The sequence below is a fragment of the Roseomonas mucosa ATCC BAA-692 genome (genome assembly GCF_000622225.1).
In the GTDB taxonomy this organism is placed as follows: Bacteria; Pseudomonadota; Alphaproteobacteria; order Acetobacterales; family Acetobacteraceae; genus Roseomonas; species Roseomonas mucosa.
On sequence record NZ_JHWD01000002.1, the window covers coordinates 35,688 to 57,996 of the forward strand.

The following is a 22,309-nucleotide window of genomic DNA, read 5'->3' on the forward strand; positions in this document are numbered from 1 at the left end:
GCAAGGACCGGCCGGCGGGATCAGGAAGCGGGCCGGTCTTTGTCCATGCCGGTTGCGGAGAAGCTGGTCACGCAGGGAACCGGCCGCCAGGGACAGCCGGGGCAGGCTCAGTCGTCGTCGCACTCGCAGCCAATGGTCGGGCCGGTGTCGGCACGGATGATGTGGTGGTCCACCCATTCGGCCACCAGGCGCTGCGCCTCGCTCACCGAGGCTTCCGGATGGTGGATGCGGTACAGGGCCGTGCAGGCGCGGAACGACGACAGGTCGTCATTGCCGCCCTCCCGCAGCTCGCGGTAGGCGGTCACAACGGCCCGCTCGCAGCGGCGGGCGATGTGGCTGAACTCCTGACCCATCATACACTCCAGCGTTTGCGAGTTATTTGAGAATCGCTCGCAATTCGTTCCTAGGTTATATTCTCGCATGAACGCCTATTCAAGCGTTCAAGCCGTTACGTCCCTGGCCCTGGCGCGATTCCCTCAATCCGGACCGGGCAGGGACGGATTTAAGGCGAAGATCCGCCCGCCGTCACTCCCTGTCGTCCGGACCATGGGCGGATCGCCCAGGCCCGGACGACAGGGAGACCCTGGCTGGCCAGGCTAGGCGGCCCCGACCAGCGCCGCCAGCGCCTTGCCCAGATCCTCCGTCCCGGCCTGCCCGCCCATGTCGCGGGTGCGCGGACCGCCCTCGGCCAGCAGCTTCTCGATGGCATCGGTGATCGCCTGCGCAGCCTCCGCCTCCCCCAGATGCTCCAGCATCATGGCGCCGGACCAGATCTGTCCGATCGGGTTGCAGATGCCCTTGCCGGCGATGTCGGGCGCGGAGCCGTGCACCGGCTCGAACATCGAGGGATGCAGCTTCTCCGGGTTGATGTTGGCCGATGGCGCGATGCCGATGGAGCCCGCCACCGCCGGACCGAGGTCGGAAAGGATGTCGCCGAAGAGATTGGAGCCCACCACCACGTCGAACCAGTCCGGATGCTGCACGAAATGGGCGCAGAGGATGTCGATGTGGTACTGGTCCGTCTGCACCTCCGGATACTGCGCCGCCATGGCGGCGAAGCGCTCGTCCCAGAAGGGCATGGTGAAGGTGATGCCGTTGGACTTGGTGGCCGAGGTCAACTTGCGCCGCTTGCGCGTGCGCGCGAGGTCGAAGGCATAGCGGATGATGCGGTCCACGCCGGTGCGGGTGAAGACGCTGTCCTGCGTCACGAATTCCCGCTCGGTGCCGGGGAACATGCGGCCGCCGCTGCTGCTGTACTCGCCCTCGGTGTTCTCGCGCACCACCACGAAGTCGATATCGGCGGGGCCGCGTCCGGCCAGCGGCGTGCGCACGCCCGGCATCAGGCGGCAGGGCCGCACGTTGGCATACTGGTCGAAGCCGCGCCGCATGGGGATCAGCAGGCCCCAGAGCGAGACATGGTCCGGCACGCCCGGCCAGCCCACCGCGCCCAGGAAGACGGAGTCGGATTCGCGGAGCTGCTCCAGGCCGTCCTCCGGCATCATCGCCCCGGTGTGCAGGTAGCGGTCGCAGGACCAGTCGTATTCCCTGCATTCCAGCGAGAAACCGAATCGGCGCCCGGCCGCTTCCAGGACCCTGAGCCCCTCCGGCACGGTCTCGCGTCCGATTCCGTCGCCGGGGATCACGGCGATACGGTGCTTGCGCGGCTCGGCCATCGGCATTTCCCTCGGTGTTGGCGGCAAGTTGGCGCCATCGCGGGCATGCGGCAAGGTCGGGCCGTCCCGGGGTCGGGCCACCATGGTCGGACCACCATGGCCAGACCCCGGGACGGGGCCATTGGGCCGGCCTTCCGGGCCGAGGAGGAATGCATGGCGGGCAGTCAGGGTGGCGCGCGGGGCACGGTGGAGCCGCACCGCATCGTGGTGGTGGGCGGCGGCGCGGCGGGGCTCGACCTTTCCATCCGTCTGGCGAGCCATCGGCGCCGGCCCGTGCCCTATGCCGTCACCCTGGTGGACCGCAGCGGCAGCTATGTCTGGAAGCCGCGGCTGCACGAGGTCGCGGCCGGCACGCTCGACACCGCGCAGGAACAGGTCTCCTACCTTGCCCATGCGCGGCGGCACGGCTTCACCTACTGGCCCGGCCTGCTGCGCGGGCTGGACCGGGCACGGCGGCGGTTGACGCTGGGCACGCTGCAGGGACCGGGCGGCGAGGACACGGTCACCACCCGCCTGACCTATGACACGCTCGTCTTCGCGGTCGGCAGCCATGCCGACGACTTCGGCACGCCCGGCGCCCAGGAGCATTGCCGCTTCATCGACAGCCGCGACCAGGCGGAAGCCTTCACCGTCGCGATGCGCGAGGAGATCATCCGGACGCTCGCCGACCGTCCGGACCGGTCGCTCTCCATCGCCATCGTCGGGGCGGGCGCCACGGGCACGGAGTTGGCCGGGGAGATCAACCACGCGCTCGACCTCGCCGCCGGCTATGGCCTGCCGGGGCTGCGCCAGCGCATCCACATCACGCTGATCGAGGCCGCGCCGCGCATCCTGCCCGCCCTGCCCGAGCGGGTTTCCACCGCCGCGGCCCGGGTGCTGGGCGAGATCGGGGTGGAGGTGCTGACCGGCGACCCCGTCGCCTCGGTCGATGCCGGCGGCCTGACGCTGAAGAGCGGGCGGCGGATCGACGCCGCGCTGCGGGTCTGGGCCGCGGGCATCCGCGCGCCCTCGGTGCTGCGGGAGATGGACGGGCTGGAGGTGGACCGGGCGGACCGCCTCGTGGTGCGGCCCACGCTGCAGACCTCGCGCGACCCGGCGATCTTCGCCCTGGGCGATTGCAGCTCCCTGGTGCCGGAGGGTGCCCAGCGCCCCCTCGCCGCCACCGCCCAGGTGGCGCACCAGGAGGCCCGGCACCTCGCCGCGCATCTGCCGGATTTCCTGGCGGGGCGGGAGCTGCCGCCCTTCCGCTACAAGGAGCGCGGCTCCCTGGTCTCGCTGGGCGGCTACGACGCCTTCGGCAGCCTGGGGCGGCTCGGCGTGCTGCCCGGCGGCTTCATCGAGGGGCGCTTCGCCCAGCTCAGCTACAACATGCTCTACCGCCAGTACCAGTACGTGGTGCATGGCCGCCGCGTGCCGCTGATCTGGGCCTCGGAGCTGCTGCAAAGGCTCGCCAAGCCCCGGCTGCGGCTGGACTGACGCCCCCATGCCGCGCCGCAGCATCCCGTTGCGGCGCGGCATAACGCGATTGGCATGAAGCGGCCCGCCGCCGCGCTGCTATTTTCCGGGCTTCCGGCGAAAAAGCAGAAGGCAGAGCAGAATGGCCGACACGCCTCGGAACTCCATCCTCACGACCCGGCAGGGCCATCCCGTCCGCGACAACCAGAGCATGCGGACCGTGGGGGAACGCGGCCCCGCCACCCTGGAGAACTACCAGTTCATCGAGAAGATCACGCATTTCGACCGGGAGCGCATCCCGGAGCGCGTGGTCCATGCGCGCGGCACCGGCGCGCACGGCTATTTCGAGGCCTATGGCAAGATCGGCGACGAGCCCGCCACGAAGTACACACGCGCCAAGGTGCTGACCAGGGCGGGCCACAGGACGCCGCTCTTCGTACGCTTCTCCACCGTCATCGGCTCCAAGGACAGTCCGGAGACGGCGCGCGACCCGCGCGGCTTCGCGGTCAAGTTCTACACCGAGGACGGCAACTGGGACCTGGTCGGCAACAACCTGCGGATCTTCTTCATCCGTGACGCCATCAAGTTCCCGGACATGATCCATGCCTTCAAGCCCGATCCGGTGACCAACCGGCAGGAAGCCTGGCGCTTCTACGACTTCGTGCAGCACCATCCCGAGGCGCTGCACATGGTCACCTGGGTGAAGAGCCCCTGGGGCATCCCGGCGGACTACCGGCACATGGAGGGCTCCTCGGTCAACACCTACAAGCTGGTCAACGACCGGGGCGAGGCGGTGCTCGCCAAGTTCTCCTGGGTGCCGAAGCAGGGCGTGAAGAACCTCACCACGCCGGAGGCCGCGAGGATCCAGGCCGAGGAGGTCGGCCACGCGACCAAGGACCTCTACGAGGCCATCGAGCGCGGCGACTATCCCGAATGGGAATTCTGCGTGCAGGTCATGGCCGATGGCGAGCATCCGGAGCTCGACTTCGATCCGCTGGACGATACCAAGCGCTGGCCGGAGGACCGCTTCCCGCTGCTGAAGGTCGGCCGCATGGTGCTGGACCGGAACGTGGACAACTTCTTCGCGGAAACCGAGCAGGCGGCCTTCGGCACCGGCGTGCTGGTCGACGGCATCGACTTCTCGGACGACAAGATGCTGCAGGGGCGGACGCTGTCCTATTCCGACACGCAGCGCTACCGCGTCGGCGCCAACTACCTGCAACTGCCGATCAACGCGCCGAAGAACGGCCAGCGCACCAACCAGCGGGATGGGCAGATGGCCTTCCAGGTGGATGGCGGCGGCGAGAACAGGCACGTCAACTACGAGCCCAGCTCGCAGGGCGGCTTGCGGGAGGCGCCGCAGCCGGAGCGGGACTATCACCAGCTCGTCCACGGGCATCTCGGCCGCTACCAGACGACGATGACCCAGTCCGACTACAGGCAGGCCGGGGACCGCTACCGCAGCTTCGAGGACTGGGAGCGCGACGACCTGATCGGCAACATGGTCGCCGACATGAAGGCCTGCCCGGAGGAGATCGCCCTGCGCATGGTCTGGCACTGGTGGCATTGCGACGAGGACTATGGCCGCCGCGTGGCCGAGGGCGCCGGGATCGACCTGAAGAAGGCCCTGGCCCTGCCACCCCTGCCCGGCAAGCCGGCCCCCGGCGAAAGGCGGCCCGGGCCGACCTATACCAGCGGCCAGCGCGAGGAAGGCACCGCGGCCGCCGGCAAGGCGCGGGAGCCGGTGCCCGCCAAGTAGCGGACGGGCGCTTCATTCCGGCACGACGGAAAGGGCGCCGGACCACCCGGCGCCCTTGCTGCGTCGCCTGGTTCTCGCCCGTGCTGCCCGGAGGCGGTCAGCCCTCCGCCAGCAGGGCGGCCGTGTCGGGCGCGTTCATCGCGCGGGCGGCGTCCAGCGCGGTCATGTCGCGGGCATCCCGCGCCTCGCGGTCGGCGCCCTGCTCCAGCAGCAGCCGCACCAGCCCGGTGCGGTTGAACATGGCCGCCATCATCAGCGGCGTGCGCCCGTCGCCGCCATGCCCCTCGATCCGCGCGCCGTGTTCCAGCAGAAGCCGCACGATCTCCTCGCCGCCCTTGAAGCACGCGGCGCCCAGCGGCGTCTGGCCCCGGTCGTTGGCGATCTCCGGATCGGCCCCGCCCTCCAGCAGCGCGCGCACCGTGTCTGTCTGCAGGTGATAGGCCGCCAGCATCAGCAGCGTGTCGCCCTTGTCGTTGCGCAGGTTGGGCGGCAGCCCCTGCGCCAGCAGGGACCGCATCTGCTCCGCGCCGCCGCTGCGCGCGAGCTGGAAGACGCGCCCGGCGAAGGCGATGGTTTCCTCATCCGGCTGTGGCCGGAGCGTGGGGCTCGAATCCGACATCCCGCCTCCTGTTCGTGTCACATCCGGACCGCAGGCCGGGCCCGGCACAGGGGCAGAACGCCGCGGCCGCTTTCCGGCTGCGGCGCCATGGCGGATCGCTGTCCGGCAGGCCGGGAAGCGCGCCCGGCGGCGCTGTCCCGGATTCTTCTCCTGATCGCGGCGCCGGGGCCTGCTACTGGGCAGGCTGGACCTTCGCGAATCCGGACTCCACCGCCCGTGCGCTTCATCGAGACCTTCGAATTCTGGCCCTTCCTCGACACGGTGGTCAGCCTCACCGCGGCCTTCGTGTTCGGCACCGCCATCGGGGCGGAGCGCCAGTATCGCCAGCGCACCGCCGGGCTGCGCACCAATGTGCTCGTCGCCGTGGGGGCCGCCGCCTTCGTGGACCTGGCGATGCGGATCGCCGGCGCGACCGAGGCCACGCGCGTGATCTCCTATGTCGTGTCCGGCATCGGCTTCCTTGGTGCCGGCGTGATCATGAAGGAGGGCATGAACGTCCGGGGCCTGAACACCGCCGCGACCCTCTGGTGCTCGGCGGCGGTCGGTGCCTGCACCGGCGCGGACATGGTGGCGGAGGCCGGGCTCCTCACCGTCTTCGTGATCGCCGGCAACACGCTGCTGCGGCCGCTGGTGAACGCGATCGACCGCAGCCCCATCGACGAGCGCACCACCGAGGCGACCTACGAGGTCAGCCTCACCGCCCGGGAACGCGACATGCCTTCCGTGCGCGAGGCCTTGTCGGAGGCGCTGGAAGCCGCGCACTACCCCGCCGGCGACATCGAGACGGAGGAGCGCGGCGAGGAGATGGTCGAGATCGTGGCCACGCTGGTGAGCACGGCGGTGGACCCGGTGGAGATGGATGCGCTGGCCCTCCGGCTGGGGGCGCTGCCCGGCGTCAGCCATGCGAGCTGGGCCATCCGCACCAAGGACTGACGCGCCCCGCCGGCTTCCTCCCCGGACCGGGCGGACGCCTACTGCTTCTCGATCCCGGCGGTCTTCGCCACCTCGCTCCACTTGGCCACCTCCGCGGCGACGAAGCGCTGCGCCTCCTCCGGGCCGCTGCCGACGATGGTGGCGCCCAGCGTGCCGAACCGCTCCCGCACGGCCGGCACCTGCAACTGGGCGGCGGCATCGGCCGCGATGCGCCGCGCCACCGGCGCCGGGATGCGCGCCGGGCCGATGAGCGCGCCCCAGGTCGCGGCCTCGAAGCCCGGGAAGCCGCTTTCCGCCACGGTGGGCACATCCGGCAGGTTCGGCAGGCGTTGCGCGGAGGTCGTGGCCAGGACCTTCAGCTTGCCCGCCTGCACATGGCCGAGCACGGAGGGCAAGGGATCGAACATCACGTCCACCCGCCCCGCCATCAGGTCCGGATGCGCGGCGGTGGAGCCGCGATACGGCACGTGCGTCATCTTCGCCCCGGCGCGGGCGGCGAACATCTCCGCCGCCAGGTGCACCGCGCCGCCGGTCCCGGCGAAGCTGATGCTGCCTTCCTTGCGCCGCGCCAGTTCCGCCAGCTGCTGCGGGGTGCTGGCGGGGAAGTCGGGCGCGGCGACCAGCAGCAGCGGCACGCTGTAGACCACGGTCAGCGCGGTCAGGTCCTTCAGCGTGTCGAAGGGCGTGGTGTAGAGCGGCACGTTGACGGCGTGGTTCACCGAGATCATCGCCAGCGTGTGCCCGTCCGGCGGCGCCTTCGCCACCACGTCCGTGCCGATGATCCCGTTGGCCCCGGCACGGTTCTCCACCACCACGGGCTGGCCCCACTGCTTCGACAGCGGCTCCGCCAGCAGCCGCGCGGCGATGTCGGCGGAACCGCCGGGGGTATAGGGCACGATCACCCGCACGGCATGGGACGGGAAGCTCTCGGCCTGCGCCCCCGCCCGCCGCGGGGCCAGGAAAGGTGCGGCCAGCAGCGGCGTGTGCAGCAGGGTGCGGCGACGGATGGACATGTTTCTCTTCCCCAGCCCGGTTTTCCGGCATTGTCGTGCGGCCGCCCCGGTCTGCCCGGGAAAGGCCGTGGACGGAATCCTGCCCCGGATGGATGGCCGGAACAAGCCGGGGTGCCCGCGCCTTCAGCGCGCCGTGACGCCGCCTGCCGCCGGCAGCAGCCCCGCCGCCAGGATCTCCGCCGCCACCCGCCCGCTCTCGTCCAGGGGTGCGCGTGCGAAGGGCTCCGGGAAGGCGTCGAAGGGGCGCGCCTGCCCCGCCCCGTAGAGGCTCTGGTGCAGGGCCGCGTGGCGCGGCGCCGCCAAGGGATCGAGGCCCGGCATGGCCACGAAGACCGGCGCGGCGGCGGCCAGGGCCTCCGAGAGCATCGAGACGCTGTCGCCCGTCACCACCACCGCATCCGCCCAGGCCAGGAAGCCCGCGAAAGGATTCGGCCCGGCATCGCCCCAGCGGAAGAGCCGCGCCGGCTTTGCCTCCAGGCGCTGCGCCACGGCGGCGGCGGCGGCCTCGCCCGTGCGCCGGCTGGTGGTGGCCAGGATGCTGCCGGACCCGGCGGCGACGCGGGCGGCGAGCTCCCCGGCGGCGGCGGGGTCCATCCCCTCGCCCCGGATGGGGCCGCCGACCAGCAGTGCGGTCCGGGGCCGGGGCAGTTCCGCCAGCGCCGCCCATTCCGCCCGCGCCGCGGCGAGCCGCGAGGGCGACAGGCGGTGCGTGGCGCCCAGGACCGGCAGGACATTGGGCGGCAGGGGTGGCGTTTTCCCGGCGAGGTCGTGCCGCCCCAGCACCAGCCGGTCGAAGTCCCTGGCGCCGAAGCCCGGCCGCATGCAATGGACCGTCCGCGCCCCGCGCCGCCCGAGCCAGAGCGCCACCGGGGCGGAGCGGCGCCCGGCGGAGATCACCAGCGCCGGCGCGCCCTGGCGGAGCTCCGCCTGTGCCGCCGGCGCCAGCCCGGCCAGGGTTGGCCAGGGCCAGGGGATGCGCGCGAGGGGGCCCCAGGCGAGCGGGACGGTGCGGAAGGGCTCGCCCAGCCGTTCCTCCAGCCGCTCCGCGATGCCCAGGGCCTGGGCCGCCGTGCCGGCGCGGGGATCGGCCAGCACCCAGATGCGGGGCGCCGCCATGCGATCGGTCATGGACGGGACACGGCGCGGAGGCTAACCCACGCCAGATCAGGAGAACCACGCATGACTGCCCGACACGCCTCTGACTGGGACCGCGATGCCGCACTGACCACCGCGCGCATCCTCTTGGAGATCAAGGCGGTCAACTTCCGGCCCGAGGAGCCTTACACCTTCACCTCCGGCTGGAAGAGCCCCGTCTATATCGATTGCCGCCGGATCATCTACTTCCCCCGGGCCCGCCAGAAGATCTGCGAGCTGGCGGTGGAGAAGATCGGCCGCCACATCGGCTACGAGACCATCGAGGCCGTGGTGGGTGGCGAGACCGCCGGCATCCCCTATGCCGCCTGGATCGCCGACCGCATGATGGCGCCCATGGCCTATGTGCGGAAGAAGCCCAAGGGCTTCGGCCGCAACGCCCAGATCGAGGGCGACGTGCCCGAGGGCAAGCGGACGCTGCTGGTCGAGGACCTGACCACCGATGGCGGCTCCAAGATCCGCTTCACCCAGGCGCTGCGCGACGCGGGCGCGATCTGCGACCACACCTTCGTCGTCTTCTTCTACGGCGTCTTCCCGGGCGCCTTCGACACGATGAAGGAGATGAACCTCAGCCTGCACCACCTCGCCACCTGGTGGGACGTGCTGGAGGTCTGCCGCGAGCGCCCCTATTTCGAGGAAAGCGCGCTGCGCGAGGTCCGCAAGTTCCTGGAGGACCCGGTGAGCTGGTCCGGCGCGCATGGCGGCGTGAGCAGCGCCGAGGAAGCCAAGGCGCTGATGAAGGCCAAGACGGAAGGCTGAAATCCCGGGACGCCGCCCACGGGGGCGGTGTCCCCTTCCCCCCAGGGGCGCGCGCGCCGAGTTCCAAAACCGGCCGCCTTGTGTTGGAGTCCGCGGACAGCACCGGAAGCAGGGAGCCGACACCTCTTGGGCCAGGACCACGCAGAGCCGCCGCCACGCCCCGCCGCCCGCCACGCGGGCCGCCGTTCGCTCCTCCGCGCCTCGCTGCTCTCGCCTCTCGTTGCTCCCCTGGGCCTCGCCCCCTCCGCACGGCCTGCCCGGGCGCAGGGTGCGCGCGACAGCCTGACCATCGGCATCACCCAGTACCCTTCCACCCTGCACCCGAACATCGAGAGCATGATGGCCAAGGCCTATGCGCTCGGCTTCGTGCACCGCCCGCTGACGGCCTACGGGCCGGACTGGAAGCTCCAGGCCCTCGGCTGCGAGACCCTGCCCAGCCTGGAGAACGGCCTCGCCGCGCTGGAAACCACGCCCGGGGGCAAGCCGGGGATGCGCGTCACCTGGCGGCTGCGGGAGGGCTGGCTCTGGGGCGACGGCACGCCCGTCACGGCGGAGGATTTCCGCTTCGCCTGGGAGGCCGGGCGCAGCTTCGAGACCGGCTTCGGCAATGCCGAGTTCTACCGCAGCGCCTATGAGTTCCTCGCGCCCGATCCACGCACCGTCACGCTGCGGTTGGACCGGCTGTCCTTCGACTATGGCTCGGCCGGGAATTTCGTGCCGCTGCCGGCGCATCTGGAACGTGCCCGCTGGGAGGCCGACCGGCGCAACTACCGCTCCCGCACCCTCTACGACACGGACAGCACGAATCCCGGCCTCTGGTGCGGCCCCTACCGCGTCACGGCGGTGCAGCCGGGCAGCGGCCTGACGCTGGAGCGCAACGAGCACTGGAACGGCCCCGCCCCCGCCTTCCGCCGGATCCTGCTGCGCGCCGTCGAGAACACCGCGGCGCTGGAGGCGCAGCTCCTGGCCGGGCAGATCGACATGGTGCCGGGCGAGATGGGCTTCCCGCTGGAACAGGCGCTGGCGCTGGAGAAGCGCGAGTCCGGCCGCTTCCGCCTCTTCACCCGCCCGGGCCTGGTCTGGGAGCATATCGACCTGCGGCTCGACAACCCCGTGCTGGCGGACCGGCGGGTGCGGCAGGCCCTGCTCTGCGGCATGGACCGCGCCCGCATCGCGCAGACCCTCTATGGCGGCCGCCAGCCCCTGGCGCGCAGCGCCGTGCATCCGGACGACCCGATGTACGGCGCGGAGACGCCCGACTGGCCCTTCGACCCGAAGCGCGCCCAGGCGCTGCTGGAGGAAGCCGGCTGGAAGCCCGGACCCGGCGGCATCCGCGTCCATGCGGGGGGCGAGAGGCTGAGCCTGGAGTTCAACACCACCGCCGGCAACCGCGCGCGGGAACAGGTGCAGCAGATCGTCCAGGGCATGTGGAAGGCGATCGGCGCCGAGGCCCGCATCCGCAACGAGCCGCCGCGCGTGCTGTTCGGCGAGACCCTGTCGCAGCGCCGCTTCACCGGCGCCGCGCTCTTTGCCTGGGTCAGCAGCCCGGAGAACGTGCCCCGCAGCACCCTGCATTCCAGCGAGATCCCCATCGCCGAGCGGAACTGGTCGGGGCAGAACTATCCGGGCTTCCGGGATGCGGAGACGGACGCGCTGCTGGAGGCGCTGCCGCAGGAGCTGGACCCCGCGAAGCGCAGGCCGCTCTGGGCGCGGCTGCAGGCCATCACCGCCACGGAGCTCCCGGCCCTGCCGCTCTGGCACCGGGCGGAGGCGCATGTCTGGCCGCTCTGGCTCTCGGGGGTGGAACCGACCGGGCACCTGAACCCTTCCTCCCTCTGGGTCACGGGCTGGAAGGCGGGCTGACCCCGTGCTGCGGCTGATCGGCTGGCGCCTGCCGCAGATGGCGCTGTCGCTGGCGCTGCTGTCCCTGCTTGCCTGGCTGGCGATCGGGCTGATGCCGGGCGACCCGGTCTCGCTTGCCGCGCTGAACGACCCGCATCTCACCGCCGAGGATGTCGCGCGGCTGCGCGCGCTGCACGGGCTGGACCAGCCGCTGCTGCTGCGCTGGTGGGCCTGGGCGCAAGCCGTGCTGCGGGGCGAGTTCGGCTATTCCCGCCTTTATGCCCGCCCGGCGGCGCAGATCCTGCTGCCGGCCCTGCGATCGACGCTGGAACTGCTCGGCGCCGCGCTGCTGCTGTCCGCCGGGCTCGGCGTGGCGATGGGGATGCTGGCGGCGCTGCGCCCGCGCCTCGCCCCGGCGGTGGAGGCGGTGGCGATCCTGGGCCAGTCGGTGCCCGTCTTCTGGCTCGCCATCCTGGCCATCCTGCTCTTCGCGGTGCGGCTCGGCTGGCTGCCGGCGGGCGGCACGGCGGAGGCGGGCTGGCCGGCGGAATGGCGCTTCGCCCTGCTGCCGGTGGTGACGCTGGCCTTCCATGGCCTCGCCGCCTATGCGCGGCACACGGCGGCGGCGATGCGGGGCGTGCTGGGGCAGAACTTCATCCTCGCGGCGCGGGCGCGCGGGGCGGGCGGGGCGCGCATCGCCTGGACCCATGCCTTCCCCAACGCCGCCATCCCGGTCCTCGCCATCGCGGCGGTGGATGTGGGGGCGCTGGTCTCCGGCGCGCTGGTGACGGAGACGGTCTTCGCCCGGCCCGGCATGGGCAAGCTGCTCTACGACGCGGTGATGGGCAACGACTACAACCTCGCCCTTCTCGCCCTGTTGCTGGTGGCGCTGGTGACCATGCTGGCGACGCTGGGCGCCGACCTGCTGCAACAGGCGCTGGACCCGCGCCTGCGTGGGGAGGAGCCGCGATGATCCGCTTCCGCCTCGGCCTCGTGCTGCTGGTGGCGCTGCTCCTGCTGGCCCTGCTGGCCGGGGCGATCAGCCAGGCCCTCGGCCTCGATCCGGAGGCGCAGGACCTCCTCGCACGCTTCGCGCCGCCCTCGGCGGAGCATCCCCTCGGCACGGACGAACTGGGGCGCGACCTGCTGGCGCGGCTGCTGGCCGGGGGGCGGGTCTCGCTCGCCGCCGGGCTGGCCACCGCCCTGCTCGCCACGGCGCTGGGCACGGGGATCGGGTTGCTGGCCGCCTGGCGCGGCGGCTGGCTGGACGCGCTGCTGATGCGCCTCGCCGACGGGCTGCTGGCCTTGCCTGCCCTGCCGCTGCTGGTGCTGCTGGCGGCCATGGATACCAGCGCCATTGGCCTGCCGCGCGGCGAGACGGCGGCGGATGTCACGCGCATCGTGCTGATCCTGTCCGCCTTCGGCTGGGTCGGCGTGGCGCGGCTGGTGCGCGCCGCCGCCCGCTCGGTGCTGGCGCGGGACTGGGTGCGCGCGGCGCGGGCGCTGGGCGCGGGCGAGGCGCGGGTGCTGTTCCGCCATGTGCTGCCGAGCCTCGCCCCCTCCATCGCCGTGGCGGCCTCGCTCACCGCCGCCGGGGCGATCCTGGCGGAAAGCACCCTCTCCTTCCTGGGACTCGGCATCCAGCCGCCCGCGCCCTCCTGGGGCAACATGCTGGCCAATGCGCAGGATCTGGTGCTCTCCGCGCCCGAGGTCGCCATCTGGCCGGGCCTCGCGATCATGCTGGCGGTGGCGGGCTGCACCCTGCTGGCGGATGGTGTCCGCCGGCACTGAGCATGGCCGGAGGAGCGGGAAAACATGCCCTCACAGCCGGAATGACGCCGAGGAAACTTTTTCTGCCCCGTGGATCGGGTTTAGAACGGCCTTGCCTCGAAACCGCCAAAGGCCCCGATCGTGTGCCGATTCCTTGCCTATCACGGTGAGCCCATTCTCATGGATACGCTGGTGGCGACGCCCTGCCACTCGCTGATCCACCAGTCCCTGCACGCCTCCGAGTGCAAGACGGAAACGAATGGCGACGGCTTCGGCCTCGGCTGGTACGGGGAGCGCGAGGTGCCGGGCCTGTATCGCGAGCTGCGGCCCGCCTGGTCGGACGAGAACCTGCTCTCCATTGCCTCGCAGGTCCGCTCGCGCCTCTTCTTCGCCCATGTGCGGGCGGCGACCGGCACGGCCACGACCCGCGCCAACTGCCACCCCTATACGCATGGCCGCTGGCTCTTCATGCACAACGGCCAGATCGGGGGCTGGAGCACGATCCGCCGCCGGGTGGAGGCCCTGATCCCCGACGAACTCTACACCGCCCGGGGCGGCACCTCGGACAGCGAGGCGCTGTTTCTGGCCGCCCTCGCCGCGGGCATGGAGGAGGAGCCGGTCGGCGCGGTGATGCGGACGCTGCACCGGGTGCGCGGGCTGATGGACGAGGCGGGGATCAAGTCGCCGCTGCGCTTCACCGCCGCGCTTTCGGACGGCCGCAGCCTCTGGGCCTTCCGCTGGGCCTGCGACGCCCAGCCGCCCTCGCTCTACTTCCGCCACACCCCGAGCGGGCTCGTGCTGGTGTCCGAGCCGATCGACGAGAACCGGGCCAACTGGCGGGAGGTGCCGCGCGGGCACGCGCTGGTGCTGCATCCGGATGCGGCGCCGGCGATCCAGGCCCTGGAACCGGCGATGGCGCGGGTGGCCTGACGGCCGGGACAGGGGGCGCGCGGTGCCGCACCTCCACCCTGCGATCGCTACTTGCGAATGCATCTCAATATCGAATAACCTGCGGATGTTCCTTCCCGGCCCGTTGCCGGGTCGCGCCGGACCCCTTTCGAGGCACGGAATTGCCGCCATGACCTGCTATCGCTCGATCGGTCTCACCGAACTCGTCGCCCTGATGGCCTCCCACCGCTCCGTCGAGGCCGGCCAATCGCTGCGCCCGGGCGAGCTCGATCCGGAGGAGTTCCAGCGGATCACGGCCTATCTGCACAACGGCACGCGGCTGTCCGCCCCGCCCGCCTACCGTCCGGTCGGCCAGGGCGCGGCACGCTTCCGCCCGGCCGCGGAGCGCTACAGCCGCGCCTGATCCCCGGGCCGGAGGGCCGCTATTCCGCCGCCTCCAGCACCGGCGGCGGCGAGTGCACCCGGATTTCCGGCAGGGCGCCGGTCCAGGCCTCCACCTGCACCAGGCAGGACTGCGCCGCGCAGCCCTGGCCGAGACGGGAGGTGCCGACATCCTGCGTCAGCACGTTGGCATTGCCATGGACGCAGAGGGTCTCGCCGCCGATCTCCTGCGGGTCCCACCAGGCGCCGGTGGCCAGCGCCACCACGCCGGGGCGGATCTCCGCGCTCAGCCGCAGCCCGGCCAGCAGGGCGCCGCGCGTGTTGAAGACCCGCACCACCGACCCGTCAGCGAGGCCACGCGCCGCCGCATCCGCCGGGTGCATCAGCATCGGCTCCCGGCCCTGGATCTTGCTCGCCAGCGAGACGCGCCCGTCATCCATCTGCCCGTGCAGCCGTGTCGCCGGCTGGTAGGAGAGCAGGTGAAGCGGGAAGCGTTCCGCCAGCGGGGCGCCCAGCCATTCGCGCGGCTCGCGCCAGACCGGGTGGCCGGGGATCTCCCCGTAGTTGAAGCGGGCGATGGTCTCGGAGAAGAGTTCCACCTTGCCGGAGGGCGTGTTCAGCGGATTCGCCGCCGGATCGCGCGCGAAGCCGTCGAAGATCGTGAAGCCCTCGTTCGGCGGCGGGATCTCGGCATGGCCCTCGGCCCAGAAGCGGTCGAAATCCGGCACGGCCACGCCGAAATGCGCGCAGGAGCGCTGCCACTGGCCGTAGAGGTGCCGCAGCCAGGCCTCCTCGTCCCGCCCCTGCGTGAAGCGCTCGCGGAAGCCGAGCTCCTCCGCCATGTCGGCCAGCATGTCGTGGTCGTTGCGCGCCTGCCCCTGCGGCGGCACGGCCCGGTGCATGGCGCGTACGAAGCGGTCGGAGGAGGAGGAGCCGATGTCGTTGCGCTCCAGCGTCGTGGTGGCGGGCAGCACGATGTCGGCCATCCGCGCCGGGGCGGTCCACCACGGCTCCTGCACGATCACCGTCTCCACGCGGTTCCAGGCGCGGCGGAAGCGGTTCAGGTCCTGGTGGTGGTGGAAGGGATTGCCGCCCGCCCACCAGATCATCCGGATCTCCGGCAGGGTGATGTCGCGGCCGTTGTAGGACAGCACCTCCCCTGGCCGCTCCAGCAGTTCCACGACACGGGAAACAGGGATGGAAGGTCCGGGATTGCGTGTGGCCGGCAGGTTCACGCTGGGCAGGCGGCGGCGCGGCGTGCCCATGCCGTTCATCGAGCCGTAGCCGAAGCCGATGCCCTGCCCCGGCTCACCGATCCCGCCCAGGGCGCTGGCCAGGGCGACCAGCGCCCACCAGGGCTGCTCGCCATGCTCGGCGCGTTGGAGCGACCAGGTGGCGGTGATCATCGTGGGCGCCCCGGCGGCCTCGCGCGCCAGGCGGCGGATGGTCTCCGCCGGGACCTCGCAGAGTGGCGCGGCCCAGTCCGGGCTCTTCGCCACGCCGTCCGCCTCGCCCAGCACATAGGCGCGCAGCCGCTCCCAGCCCACGGTGCAACGGGCAAGGAAGTCCCGGTCCTCCAGCCCCTCCGTCACCAGCGCGTGCAGCATGGCGAGGACCAGCGCGGCGTCGCTGTTGGGGCGGATGGGCACCCATTCCGCGCCGAGGAATTCCGCGCAGTCTCCACGGAAGGGGGAGATGTTGACGAAGCGAACGCCCGCCTCGGCGGCACGGCGCATCTGCGGCGCGTAGTCGTGGCTGCCCGCCCCGCCCGCCGTGACCAGCCCGTTCTTCAGCGGCAGCCCGCCGAAGCAGAGCATCAGCCGCGCGTGGCGGGCGATGCCGTCCCAGTCCGTCACCGGCCCCTGCAGCACGTCGTTGGTACCCAGCACATGCGGCATCAAGGTCATGCCCGCGCCGTAGGAGTAGTTCGTCACCTGCGCGGTGAAGCCGCCGCCCAGGCCGAGGAAGCGGTGCAGCTGCGAGCGCGCATGGTGGAAGCGCCCGGCCGAGCTCCAGCCATAGGAGCCGCCGAGGATGGCGGCATCCCCCGCCTCCGCCCGCACCCGCCGCGTTTCCTCCGCGGCGAGGCGGATGGCACGGTCTCAGGGCACCGGCACGAAGCGGTCGCGCCCGCGCTCCGACCCGGCGCGCCCGCCGCGCAGCCAGCCCTCGCGGACATAGGGGCGGTCGATGCGGCTGCGCGCATGCACCGCGCCGGGAATGCTGGCCAGCAGCGCCCCCGGCGCCGCGTCGCGTGCGAAGGGCCGGGCCTCGCGCAGCCGGCCGCCTTCCACCACCGCGTCGAAGGCTCCCCAATGGGCGCTGTGCGGATGGGTGCGAGTCATGGCGGGGGCTCTCGTCGGCTGTCGTGCTGCGGTGCGGTGTGCGGGATCAGGCCATCTCTGCCACAGCCTGCCCCTGGGATGGAGGCGGATCATGCCACGGATGGGCCTGCCGGCGGCATATCATGCCTCGGGATGGGTGGGTTGGCGGCGGGCCATGCGGATCATGCCTCCGTGCGCGGAATCCTGCCTCCTCCCCCCTGGGCGCCCGCTTGGATACGGGCCTAGGATGCCGCCTTCCGATCCAGCAGAAGGGCGCCTCCGACATGCCTCCCCGCGCGAACTCCGCCGCTGCCCGCGACGCCGCCTATGTCCTGCATCCCAGCACCGAGCTCAAGGCGCAAAGCCAGAACGGCTCGCTGGTCATCGATCGCGGCGAGGGTGTGCGCGTCTGGGACGAGAGCGGCAAGGAGTACATGGAGGCGGTCGCCGGCCTGTGGTGCGCCTCGCTCGGCTTCAGCAGCGACCGGCTGCGCGAGGCCGCGGACCGGCAGATGCGCAAGCTGCCCTACTATCACGGCTTCGGCGCCAAGTCGCATGAGCCGATGATCGAGCTGGCCGAGATGCTGGTGCAGCGCGCGCCGGTGCCGATGGGGCGCGCCTTCTTCGCCAATTCCGGCTCCGAGGCCAACGACACCGCGGTGAAGATGGTCTGGTACTACAACAACGCCATCGGCCGGCCGCAGAAGAAGAAGATCATCTCCCGCCTGCGCGCCTATCACGGCATCACCGTGGCCGCCGCCTCGCTGACCGGCCTGCCCACCAACCACAAGCTCTTCGACCTGCCGCTGCCGGGCTTCTTCCACGTTTCCACGCCGCACCACTACCACGGCGCCGAGCCGGGCGAGACCGAGGAGGCCTTCGCCTCCCGCCTCGTGGACGAGGTGGAGCAGCTGATCCTGCGCGAGGGGCCGGACACGGTCGCGGCGATGTGGGCCGAGCCGGTGATGGGCGCCGGCGGCGTCGTCATCCCGCCGCGCACCTACTACGAGAAGCTGCAGGCCGTGCTGAAGAAGTACGACGTGCTCTTCGTCGCCGACGAGGTGATCTGCGGCTTCGGGCGGACCGGCTCCTACTGGGGCTCGCAGACCTTCGACCTGAAGCCGGACATCGTCGTCTGCGCCAAGGCGCTCTCCTCCTCCTTCCTGCCGATCTCCGGCGTGCTGGTCACGCAGCAGATCTTCGACGGGCTGGCGGAAGGCAGCGCCTCGGTCGGCGTGTTCGGCCATGGCTACACCTATTCCGGCCATCCGGTCTCGGCGGCGGTCGCGATCGAGACGCTGAAGATCTATGACGAGATGAACATGGTCGAGCACGCGCAGCGAGTCGGCGCGCATATGCAGGCCGAGCTGCGCCGCCGCTTCGCCGATCATCCGCTGGTGGGCGAGGTGCGCGGCATCGGCATGATCGGCGCGGTCGAGATCGTCGAGGACAAGGCCAGCCACCGGAACTTCGACGCCGGCAAGAAGCTGGGCTACCGCCTCGCCGCGCTGGGCGAGAAGGAAGGCGTGCTGACCCGCGCCCTGGGCAATGACAGCATCGCCTTCTCGCCGCCGATCATCGCCACCGAGGGCGAGGTGGACGAGATGCTGGAGCGGTTCTCCCGCGCGCTCGACGCCTTCGCGGTGGAGCTGCGCCGCGAGAACCTGACGGTCGTTTGACCAGCCTCGCTTCCACGGGCCTGCCGGGCCGGGCTTCCTGGAGGAGCCCGGCCTTTCCGCTTGCGCTGGGGGCCGCCATCGCGCCCGTCGCGGCGGTCCTGCAATCCAAGGCGATGGCGCCCATCGCCCTGGCCTGCCTGCTGCTCTCCGTCCTCGCCGCCCGGCGGGAGCAGGGACGCTGGCCGCTGCCCGCCGGCCTTCCCTTCTGGATTGCGCTGGCGCTCGCGCTCTGGGGCGGGCTGTCCGCCCTCTGGGCCGTCGAGCCGCGCCAGAGCCTCGCCGCCGCCGCGCAGTTCGGCGGGATCGCCCTGCTGGCCGCCGCCGCGGCGCGTGGCGTGGAGGGCGAGGATGCCCGTCCGCTCGCGCTCTACCTCTTCTGGGGCGTGCTGGCCGGGCTGGCGCTGGCCACGATCGACAACCTGACCGGCAATGCCGTCCGCATGGGGGTGCGCGGCCTGCATGTCTGGAGGCCGGAGATCACCTTCGGGCTGAAGCCCGCCGCCTCGGTCATGGCGCTGCTGCTGCCGCTGCTGCCGGCCGCCCCCCTGCCCCGCGCGCTGCGGATCGGCGGCACGCTGCTGGGCGCCATCGCCCTGCTCGCCCTGCCGGGGGATACGGCGCGCATCGCCGGGCTGGTGGGCCTCGCCGTGGCCGCGTGCTTTGCCTGGATGCCCGCCCGCCCGGGCCGGACCCTCGCCGCCGCCGGGGTGGCGGCGGTGGTGCTGCTTGCCCCGATGGCCACCGCGCTGCTCGCCCGGCCGGAGGTCGCCGCGCACCTGCCGCTCTCGGCGGTCCACCGGGTGCTGATCTGGGATTTCGCGCGGAGCCGCGCCGCCGAGCGCCCCTGGCTGGGCTGGGGCATGGAATCCAGCCGCGCCATTCCCGGCGGCCGCGACAACTTCCCCACGGAGAACCTCGGCCGGCTGGGCATGACCGGCCCCGAGGCGCGTGCCTTCTTCGACCGGCCGGGCGTGGAGGCGCTGCCGCTGCACCCGCACAACGCGCCGCTGCAACTGCGGCTGGAGCTGGGCTGGCCGGGCCTGCTGCTCTGCGCCGGGATCTGGGCCGCGCTGGCCTTCCGGGCGCCGGGACCGCTGGCCCTGGGCGTCCTGGCCTCGGCGCTGGTGACCTTCCTGTTCTCCTATGGCGCGTGGCAGCCCTGGTGGGTGGCCAGCCAGGCCCTTGCCGTCGCCATGGTCTCGGCCCTCGGCCCGGCCCGGATTCCGGGAAAGGCGCGGCCATGAACCGGGTCGAGGGACTGAACATCCGCCACAGCCCGGCCTCCGGCCTGTTGCAGATCGGGCTGCGGCTGGCCGGCTCCCTGCCACCCGGAACGGTGCATGGGCGGTTGCGCGGCCTGCCGCCCCTGACCAATGCCGCCGTGGAGATCATCCCGGCCCCAGGTGGCGAGATCCGTGTCGAGGCCACCGCCGTGCTGCCGCCGGGGGTGGGGCCGGAAGCGGTGCGGCTGCTGCTGTCCAGCGGCGAGGCGCCGCTGCTGTCCCTGGCGCCCCTGCCGGCGGTCCAGGAGCGGGCCGGGCTGGCCACGCTGGAGCCCCTCGATGGAGGCGGTGCCGCCGTGCGGGCCTGGGCCGAAGCCGGCCTGTCCCCTGGACTGCTGGTGGATCACCGCGCGGAACCGCTCCAGCCGGCGGGGGGCGGCCTCTGGCAGGCGTGCCTGCCGGAGGCCCCCGTGCGGCTCGCCGTCACGCTGGGGCCGGACCGGGGGCTGGTCACCAACCCCCTTTCCGCCTGGATGGCGCCCAACCCGGCACCGGACCCGTGCCTGGATGCCCTGCATGGCCGCCATGCCGGGCAGGTTGCCTGGCTGATCGGCAACGGCCCCTCGGTGCGGCCGGAGGAGCTGGACCGCCTCCAGGGGCGGCTCAGCATCGCCTTCAACCGCTTCCACCTCGCGCAGGGCAGCATGCGCTTCCGCCCGACCTATACGCTGAGCGGCGATGGGCAGGTGATCGGCGATTTCGGCGGGGAGATCGTCCGCGAGGCCGGCGGCCCGGTCTTCCTGGCGGCGGAAACGCGGCCGGACCTGCCTGGCGACTGGATCTGGCTGCGTCAGGCCGCCGTCTGGCCGACCCTCTTCTCGCTCGATCCGCGGCGCGTGGTGGGGGCCGGCGGCTCCTCGCCCTTCGCCGCGTTCCAGCTCCTGTGGTGGATGGGGGTGCGCCGCTTCGTGATCTACGGGGCGGATTTCCACTTCGAGGGCGCGGAACCCGGGCAGGACGGCCTCGCCCATGCCGAGGGCAACCACTTCATCCCCGGCTACCGCGGTGGCCGGAGCTGGATCCCGCCCTCCTGGCGCGACATCTGCACGGGCTTCCTGCTCGCGCGCCATCTGGCGGAGGCGGAGGGCGGCTGGGTCCGCAACGCCACGCGCGGCGGGATGCTGGAGATCTTTCCGCGCATCGGCTTCGAGGACGCGCTGGACCTGCGCTGAAGCGGGGTCCTGGCCAGCCCGGCCGGGGAGAGGTTCAGGCCGCGAGGATCACGCGGTTCCGGCCGGCGCGCTTGGCGCGGTACAGCGCGTCGTCGGCCTCCCGGATCAGCCGCCCCGCATCCTCCACGCCGCCGGGGGCCGGGGTCAGCGAGGCGGCGCCGATGCTGACCGTCACCGGCTGGCTGGCATTGAAGTCATGCGTGTGGTCGCCTTCGATAGCCAGGCGGATCGCCTCGGCCACCACGCGCGCGCCTTCGGCATCGGTGCCCGGCAGGATGGCGGCGAATTCCTCTCCGCCGAAGCGGGCGGCCAGGTCTCCGGGGCGGCGGATGCCCCGGTCGATGTAGCGCGCCACCATCCGCAGGCAGGTATCCCCGGTGGGGTGGCCGAAGCGGTCGTTGATCCGCTTGAAGTGGTCGATGTCGATCAGCAGCAGGGACAGCGGCTGCCGGTTCCGGCCGCCGCGCCGGGCCTCCTCCTCCAGCACCGCCTCGAAATGCCCGCGATTGGCGATGCCGGTCAGCCCGTCGGTGACCGCCATGGTTGCGATGCGCTCATAGGCTTCCTGCAGCTCGCGCTGCTGGCGCTTCAGCGTGGTGATGTCGGCATGGCTGACATAGCCCGTACCGTCCTCCATGCGCCGCTCGATCACGCGGCGCCAGCGGTCCCCCGGCAGCTCCACCTCGAAGGCGGCGCCGGCGAAGCGCGCATTGTCGAGGAAGGCATCGAGCGCCGCATCGGCCTGTCCCTCCCAGAGGAGTTGCAGGACCTCCCGGAAGGTGCGGCCGATGGCGACCTCCTTGGAGGGCAGGTCGTAGAGCTCGACGAATTCCTGGTTGGCGTCGGTGATCCGGCCCTCCCGGTCCAGCACCGTCGCGCCATCCGCCAGGTGCGCGAAGGGATCGACCGGCATCCTGGACTCACTCGCCGGCAGGGCCTCCGCCAACGCCTTCCAGACCCGCACGCGCCCACCCTGCGGCAAGGGAAGGGAGGAGACCAGCAGCCGGCGCCCGCGATGCTCGAAGCTGAAGGGGCGGGTCTGGGTGCGGTGGCGCGCGATGCCGGCCGCGACGAATTCCGGCAGGCGGTCGTGTTCCGGGCCGTTGAGCCGGGCGGCGTAGAAGCGCTCCAGGTTGCTGGCATAGGGCTCCCCGACATGCACGTGGCCATCATGCTCGGGGAAGAAGCGCAGGAAGGTCCGGTTCCAGAGCAGGGTCCGGTCCTCGGCATCGAAGAGGCAGAGCGCCAGCCCCTGGCTGTCGAGGATCTGGCCGATGACGCCGATGGTTTCCAATCCGTCAGGCATGGCTTCCGCAAGGGGCGGATCAATCTGACCAGCCACGGCGTGTTGGCGGATATCGTGTTTCAAACAACGTTCCACGAAAGCACCAGCCTTCCCCACCCCTATAGTTGCATTTCATACGGCATATGCAACTTTTTAACAGCGGCTTTCCCGCATGACTGCTCCCTGCACAGATTTCAGGTCAGGTGGTGACAGGGGTTTCGTGACGAAGTCGGCCCCATGACGTTGAAGCCGTGGGTGACAGCGAGCGGCACGGGGCGGGATGCTCCTTTCTTCCTGGCCT

At 71.8% G+C, this 22,309-nt stretch carries 20 protein-coding genes; 12 read left to right on the forward strand and 8 right to left on the reverse strand.

Annotated elements, in window-relative coordinates; all coding sequences use genetic code 11:
* Window positions 1-107: 107 nt before the first annotated feature.
* Both BT98_RS0102750 and BT98_RS0102755 read right to left on the reverse strand, forming a co-directional pair.
* Window positions 108-353, reverse strand: coding sequence for a hypothetical protein (locus BT98_RS0102750; RefSeq protein ID WP_019460103.1), 246 nt, complete (start codon window positions 351-353; stop codon window positions 108-110).
* Window positions 354-596: 243 nt separating this feature from the next.
* A complete protein-coding gene (locus BT98_RS0102755) occupies window positions 597-1,673 on the reverse strand; it encodes a tartrate dehydrogenase (RefSeq protein WP_019460102.1) in 1,077 nt (358 codons plus the stop codon).
* 153 nt (window positions 1,674-1,826) lie between these two features.
* Here BT98_RS0102755 and BT98_RS0102760 point away from each other — a divergent pair, with 153 nt between their 5' ends.
* The gene (locus BT98_RS0102760; protein WP_019460101.1) at window positions 1,827-3,149 is read left to right on the forward strand and encodes an NAD(P)/FAD-dependent oxidoreductase; all 1,323 of its coding nucleotides are present in this window, start codon (window positions 1,827-1,829) and stop codon (window positions 3,147-3,149) included.
* Window positions 3,150-3,270: 121 nt separating this feature from the next.
* Complete coding sequence (locus BT98_RS0102765; RefSeq protein ID WP_019460100.1) at window positions 3,271-4,887, forward strand: catalase; 1,617 nt, start codon at window positions 3,271-3,273, stop codon at window positions 4,885-4,887.
* 97 nt (window positions 4,888-4,984) lie between these two features.
* On the opposite strand, the gene BT98_RS0102770 is transcribed toward BT98_RS0102765, so the two are convergent.
* A complete protein-coding gene (locus tag BT98_RS0102770) occupies window positions 4,985-5,506 on the reverse strand; it encodes an ankyrin repeat domain-containing protein (protein WP_019460099.1) in 522 nt (173 codons plus the stop codon).
* A gap of 216 nt (window positions 5,507-5,722) precedes the next feature.
* On the opposite strand from BT98_RS0102770, the gene BT98_RS0102775 reads away from it, so the two are divergent.
* Window positions 5,723-6,439 (forward strand): MgtC/SapB family protein, encoded by a 717-nt coding sequence (locus BT98_RS0102775; RefSeq protein WP_019460098.1) that lies wholly within the window; start codon window positions 5,723-5,725, stop codon window positions 6,437-6,439.
* A gap of 38 nt (window positions 6,440-6,477) precedes the next feature.
* Here BT98_RS0102775 and BT98_RS0102780 read toward each other — a convergent pair whose 3' ends face one another.
* A complete protein-coding gene (locus BT98_RS0102780) occupies window positions 6,478-7,452 on the reverse strand; it encodes a Bug family tripartite tricarboxylate transporter substrate binding protein (protein ID WP_019460097.1) in 975 nt (324 codons plus the stop codon).
* Window positions 7,453-7,575: 123 nt separating this feature from the next.
* Complete coding sequence (locus tag BT98_RS0102785) at window positions 7,576-8,568, reverse strand: mitochondrial fission ELM1 family protein (RefSeq protein WP_019460096.1); 993 nt, start codon at window positions 8,566-8,568, stop codon at window positions 7,576-7,578.
* Between the two features lie 63 nt (window positions 8,569-8,631).
* On the opposite strand from BT98_RS0102785, the gene BT98_RS0102790 reads away from it, so the two are divergent.
* The 6 genes from BT98_RS0102790 to BT98_RS0102815 all read left to right on the forward strand — a co-directional run bounded on the left by BT98_RS0102790 (window position 8,632) and on the right by BT98_RS0102815 (window position 14,287).
* On the forward strand, window positions 8,632-9,363 hold the full coding sequence (locus BT98_RS0102790; RefSeq protein WP_019460095.1) for an orotate phosphoribosyltransferase: 732 nt from the start codon (window positions 8,632-8,634) through the stop codon (window positions 9,361-9,363).
* Window positions 9,364-9,489: 126 nt separating this feature from the next.
* Complete coding sequence (locus BT98_RS0102795) at window positions 9,490-11,226, forward strand: peptide ABC transporter substrate-binding protein (protein WP_019460094.1); 1,737 nt, start codon at window positions 9,490-9,492, stop codon at window positions 11,224-11,226.
* 4 nt (window positions 11,227-11,230) lie between these two features.
* Window positions 11,231-12,178 (forward strand): ABC transporter permease, encoded by a 948-nt coding sequence (locus tag BT98_RS0102800; protein WP_019460093.1) that lies wholly within the window; start codon window positions 11,231-11,233, stop codon window positions 12,176-12,178.
* Window positions 12,175-12,996, forward strand: a complete 822-nt coding sequence (locus BT98_RS0102805; protein WP_019460092.1) for an ABC transporter permease — start codon at window positions 12,175-12,177, stop codon at window positions 12,994-12,996. Before BT98_RS0102800 ends, BT98_RS0102805 begins: the two co-directional genes overlap by 4 nt.
* A 159-nt stretch (window positions 12,997-13,155) precedes the next feature.
* A complete protein-coding gene (locus BT98_RS0102810) occupies window positions 13,156-13,905 on the forward strand; it encodes a class II glutamine amidotransferase (protein ID WP_019460091.1) in 750 nt (249 codons plus the stop codon).
* 148 nt (window positions 13,906-14,053) lie between these two features.
* A complete protein-coding gene (locus tag BT98_RS0102815; protein ID WP_019460090.1) occupies window positions 14,054-14,287 on the forward strand; it encodes a hypothetical protein in 234 nt (77 codons plus the stop codon).
* Between the two features lie 19 nt (window positions 14,288-14,306).
* Here BT98_RS0102815 and BT98_RS23025 read toward each other — a convergent pair whose 3' ends face one another.
* The gene (locus BT98_RS23025) at window positions 14,307-16,358 is read right to left on the reverse strand and encodes a molybdopterin-dependent oxidoreductase (protein WP_323874331.1); all 2,052 of its coding nucleotides are present in this window, start codon (window positions 16,356-16,358) and stop codon (window positions 14,307-14,309) included.
* A gap of 9 nt (window positions 16,359-16,367) precedes the next feature.
* Window positions 16,368-16,610, reverse strand: a complete 243-nt coding sequence (locus tag BT98_RS28530) for a hypothetical protein (protein ID WP_323874315.1) — start codon at window positions 16,608-16,610, stop codon at window positions 16,368-16,370.
* 263 nt (window positions 16,611-16,873) lie between these two features.
* On the opposite strand from BT98_RS28530, the gene BT98_RS0102825 reads away from it, so the two are divergent.
* From BT98_RS0102825 to BT98_RS0102835, 3 genes are read left to right on the forward strand one after another with little or no spacing between them, the layout of a single operon-like run.
* Window positions 16,874-18,268, forward strand: coding sequence for an aminotransferase (locus tag BT98_RS0102825; RefSeq protein ID WP_026033016.1), 1,395 nt, complete (start codon window positions 16,874-16,876; stop codon window positions 18,266-18,268).
* Entirely contained in the window at window positions 18,265-19,512 is a 1,248-nt protein-coding gene (locus BT98_RS0102830; RefSeq protein WP_019460087.1) for an O-antigen ligase family protein, read from the forward strand. The genes BT98_RS0102825 and BT98_RS0102830 overlap by 4 nt, the downstream gene beginning before the upstream one ends.
* Window positions 19,509-20,723 carry a hypothetical protein gene (locus BT98_RS0102835; RefSeq protein WP_019460086.1) on the forward strand — a complete coding sequence of 405 codons (1,215 nt, stop codon included), beginning with the start codon at window positions 19,509-19,511 and terminating at the stop codon, window positions 20,721-20,723. The genes BT98_RS0102830 and BT98_RS0102835 overlap by 4 nt, the downstream gene beginning before the upstream one ends.
* A 34-nt stretch (window positions 20,724-20,757) precedes the next feature.
* Here BT98_RS0102835 and BT98_RS0102840 read toward each other — a convergent pair whose 3' ends face one another.
* Window positions 20,758-22,029 (reverse strand): sensor domain-containing diguanylate cyclase, encoded by a 1,272-nt coding sequence (locus tag BT98_RS0102840; protein WP_076970085.1) that lies wholly within the window; start codon window positions 22,027-22,029, stop codon window positions 20,758-20,760.
* Window positions 22,030-22,309 lie beyond the last annotated feature (280 nt).

What these genes read in the sequence shown, in the direction of transcription:
- BT98_RS0102840 (WP_076970085.1), bottom strand. Translation starts at nt 22,029, where the DNA reads ATGCCTGACGGATTGGAAACCATCGGCGTCATCGGCCAGATCCTCGAC.
- BT98_RS0102805 (WP_019460092.1), top strand. Translation starts at nt 12,175, where the DNA reads ATGATCCGCTTCCGCCTCGGCCTCGTGCTGCTGGTGGCGCTGCTCCTG.
- BT98_RS0102750 (WP_019460103.1), bottom strand. Translation starts at nt 353, where the DNA reads ATGGGTCAGGAGTTCAGCCACATCGCCCGCCGCTGCGAGCGGGCCGTT.
- BT98_RS0102755 (WP_019460102.1), bottom strand. Translation starts at nt 1,673, where the DNA reads ATGGCCGAGCCGCGCAAGCACCGTATCGCCGTGATCCCCGGCGACGGA.
- BT98_RS0102825 (WP_026033016.1), top strand. Translation starts at nt 16,874, where the DNA reads ATGCCTCCCCGCGCGAACTCCGCCGCTGCCCGCGACGCCGCCTATGTC.
- BT98_RS0102780 (WP_019460097.1), bottom strand. Translation starts at nt 7,452, where the DNA reads ATGTCCATCCGTCGCCGCACCCTGCTGCACACGCCGCTGCTGGCCGCA.
- BT98_RS0102835 (WP_019460086.1), top strand. Translation starts at nt 19,509, where the DNA reads ATGAACCGGGTCGAGGGACTGAACATCCGCCACAGCCCGGCCTCCGGC.
- BT98_RS0102760 (WP_019460101.1), top strand. Translation starts at nt 1,827, where the DNA reads ATGGCGGGCAGTCAGGGTGGCGCGCGGGGCACGGTGGAGCCGCACCGC.
- BT98_RS0102815 (WP_019460090.1), top strand. Translation starts at nt 14,054, where the DNA reads ATGACCTGCTATCGCTCGATCGGTCTCACCGAACTCGTCGCCCTGATG.
- BT98_RS0102790 (WP_019460095.1), top strand. Translation starts at nt 8,632, where the DNA reads ATGACTGCCCGACACGCCTCTGACTGGGACCGCGATGCCGCACTGACC.
- BT98_RS0102770 (WP_019460099.1), bottom strand. Translation starts at nt 5,506, where the DNA reads ATGTCGGATTCGAGCCCCACGCTCCGGCCACAGCCGGATGAGGAAACC.
- BT98_RS0102765 (WP_019460100.1), top strand. Translation starts at nt 3,271, where the DNA reads ATGGCCGACACGCCTCGGAACTCCATCCTCACGACCCGGCAGGGCCAT.
- BT98_RS0102810 (WP_019460091.1), top strand. Translation starts at nt 13,156, where the DNA reads ATGGATACGCTGGTGGCGACGCCCTGCCACTCGCTGATCCACCAGTCC.
- BT98_RS28530 (WP_323874315.1), bottom strand. Translation starts at nt 16,610, where the DNA reads ATGACTCGCACCCATCCGCACAGCGCCCATTGGGGAGCCTTCGACGCG.
- BT98_RS0102785 (WP_019460096.1), bottom strand. Translation starts at nt 8,568, where the DNA reads ATGGCGGCGCCCCGCATCTGGGTGCTGGCCGATCCCCGCGCCGGCACG.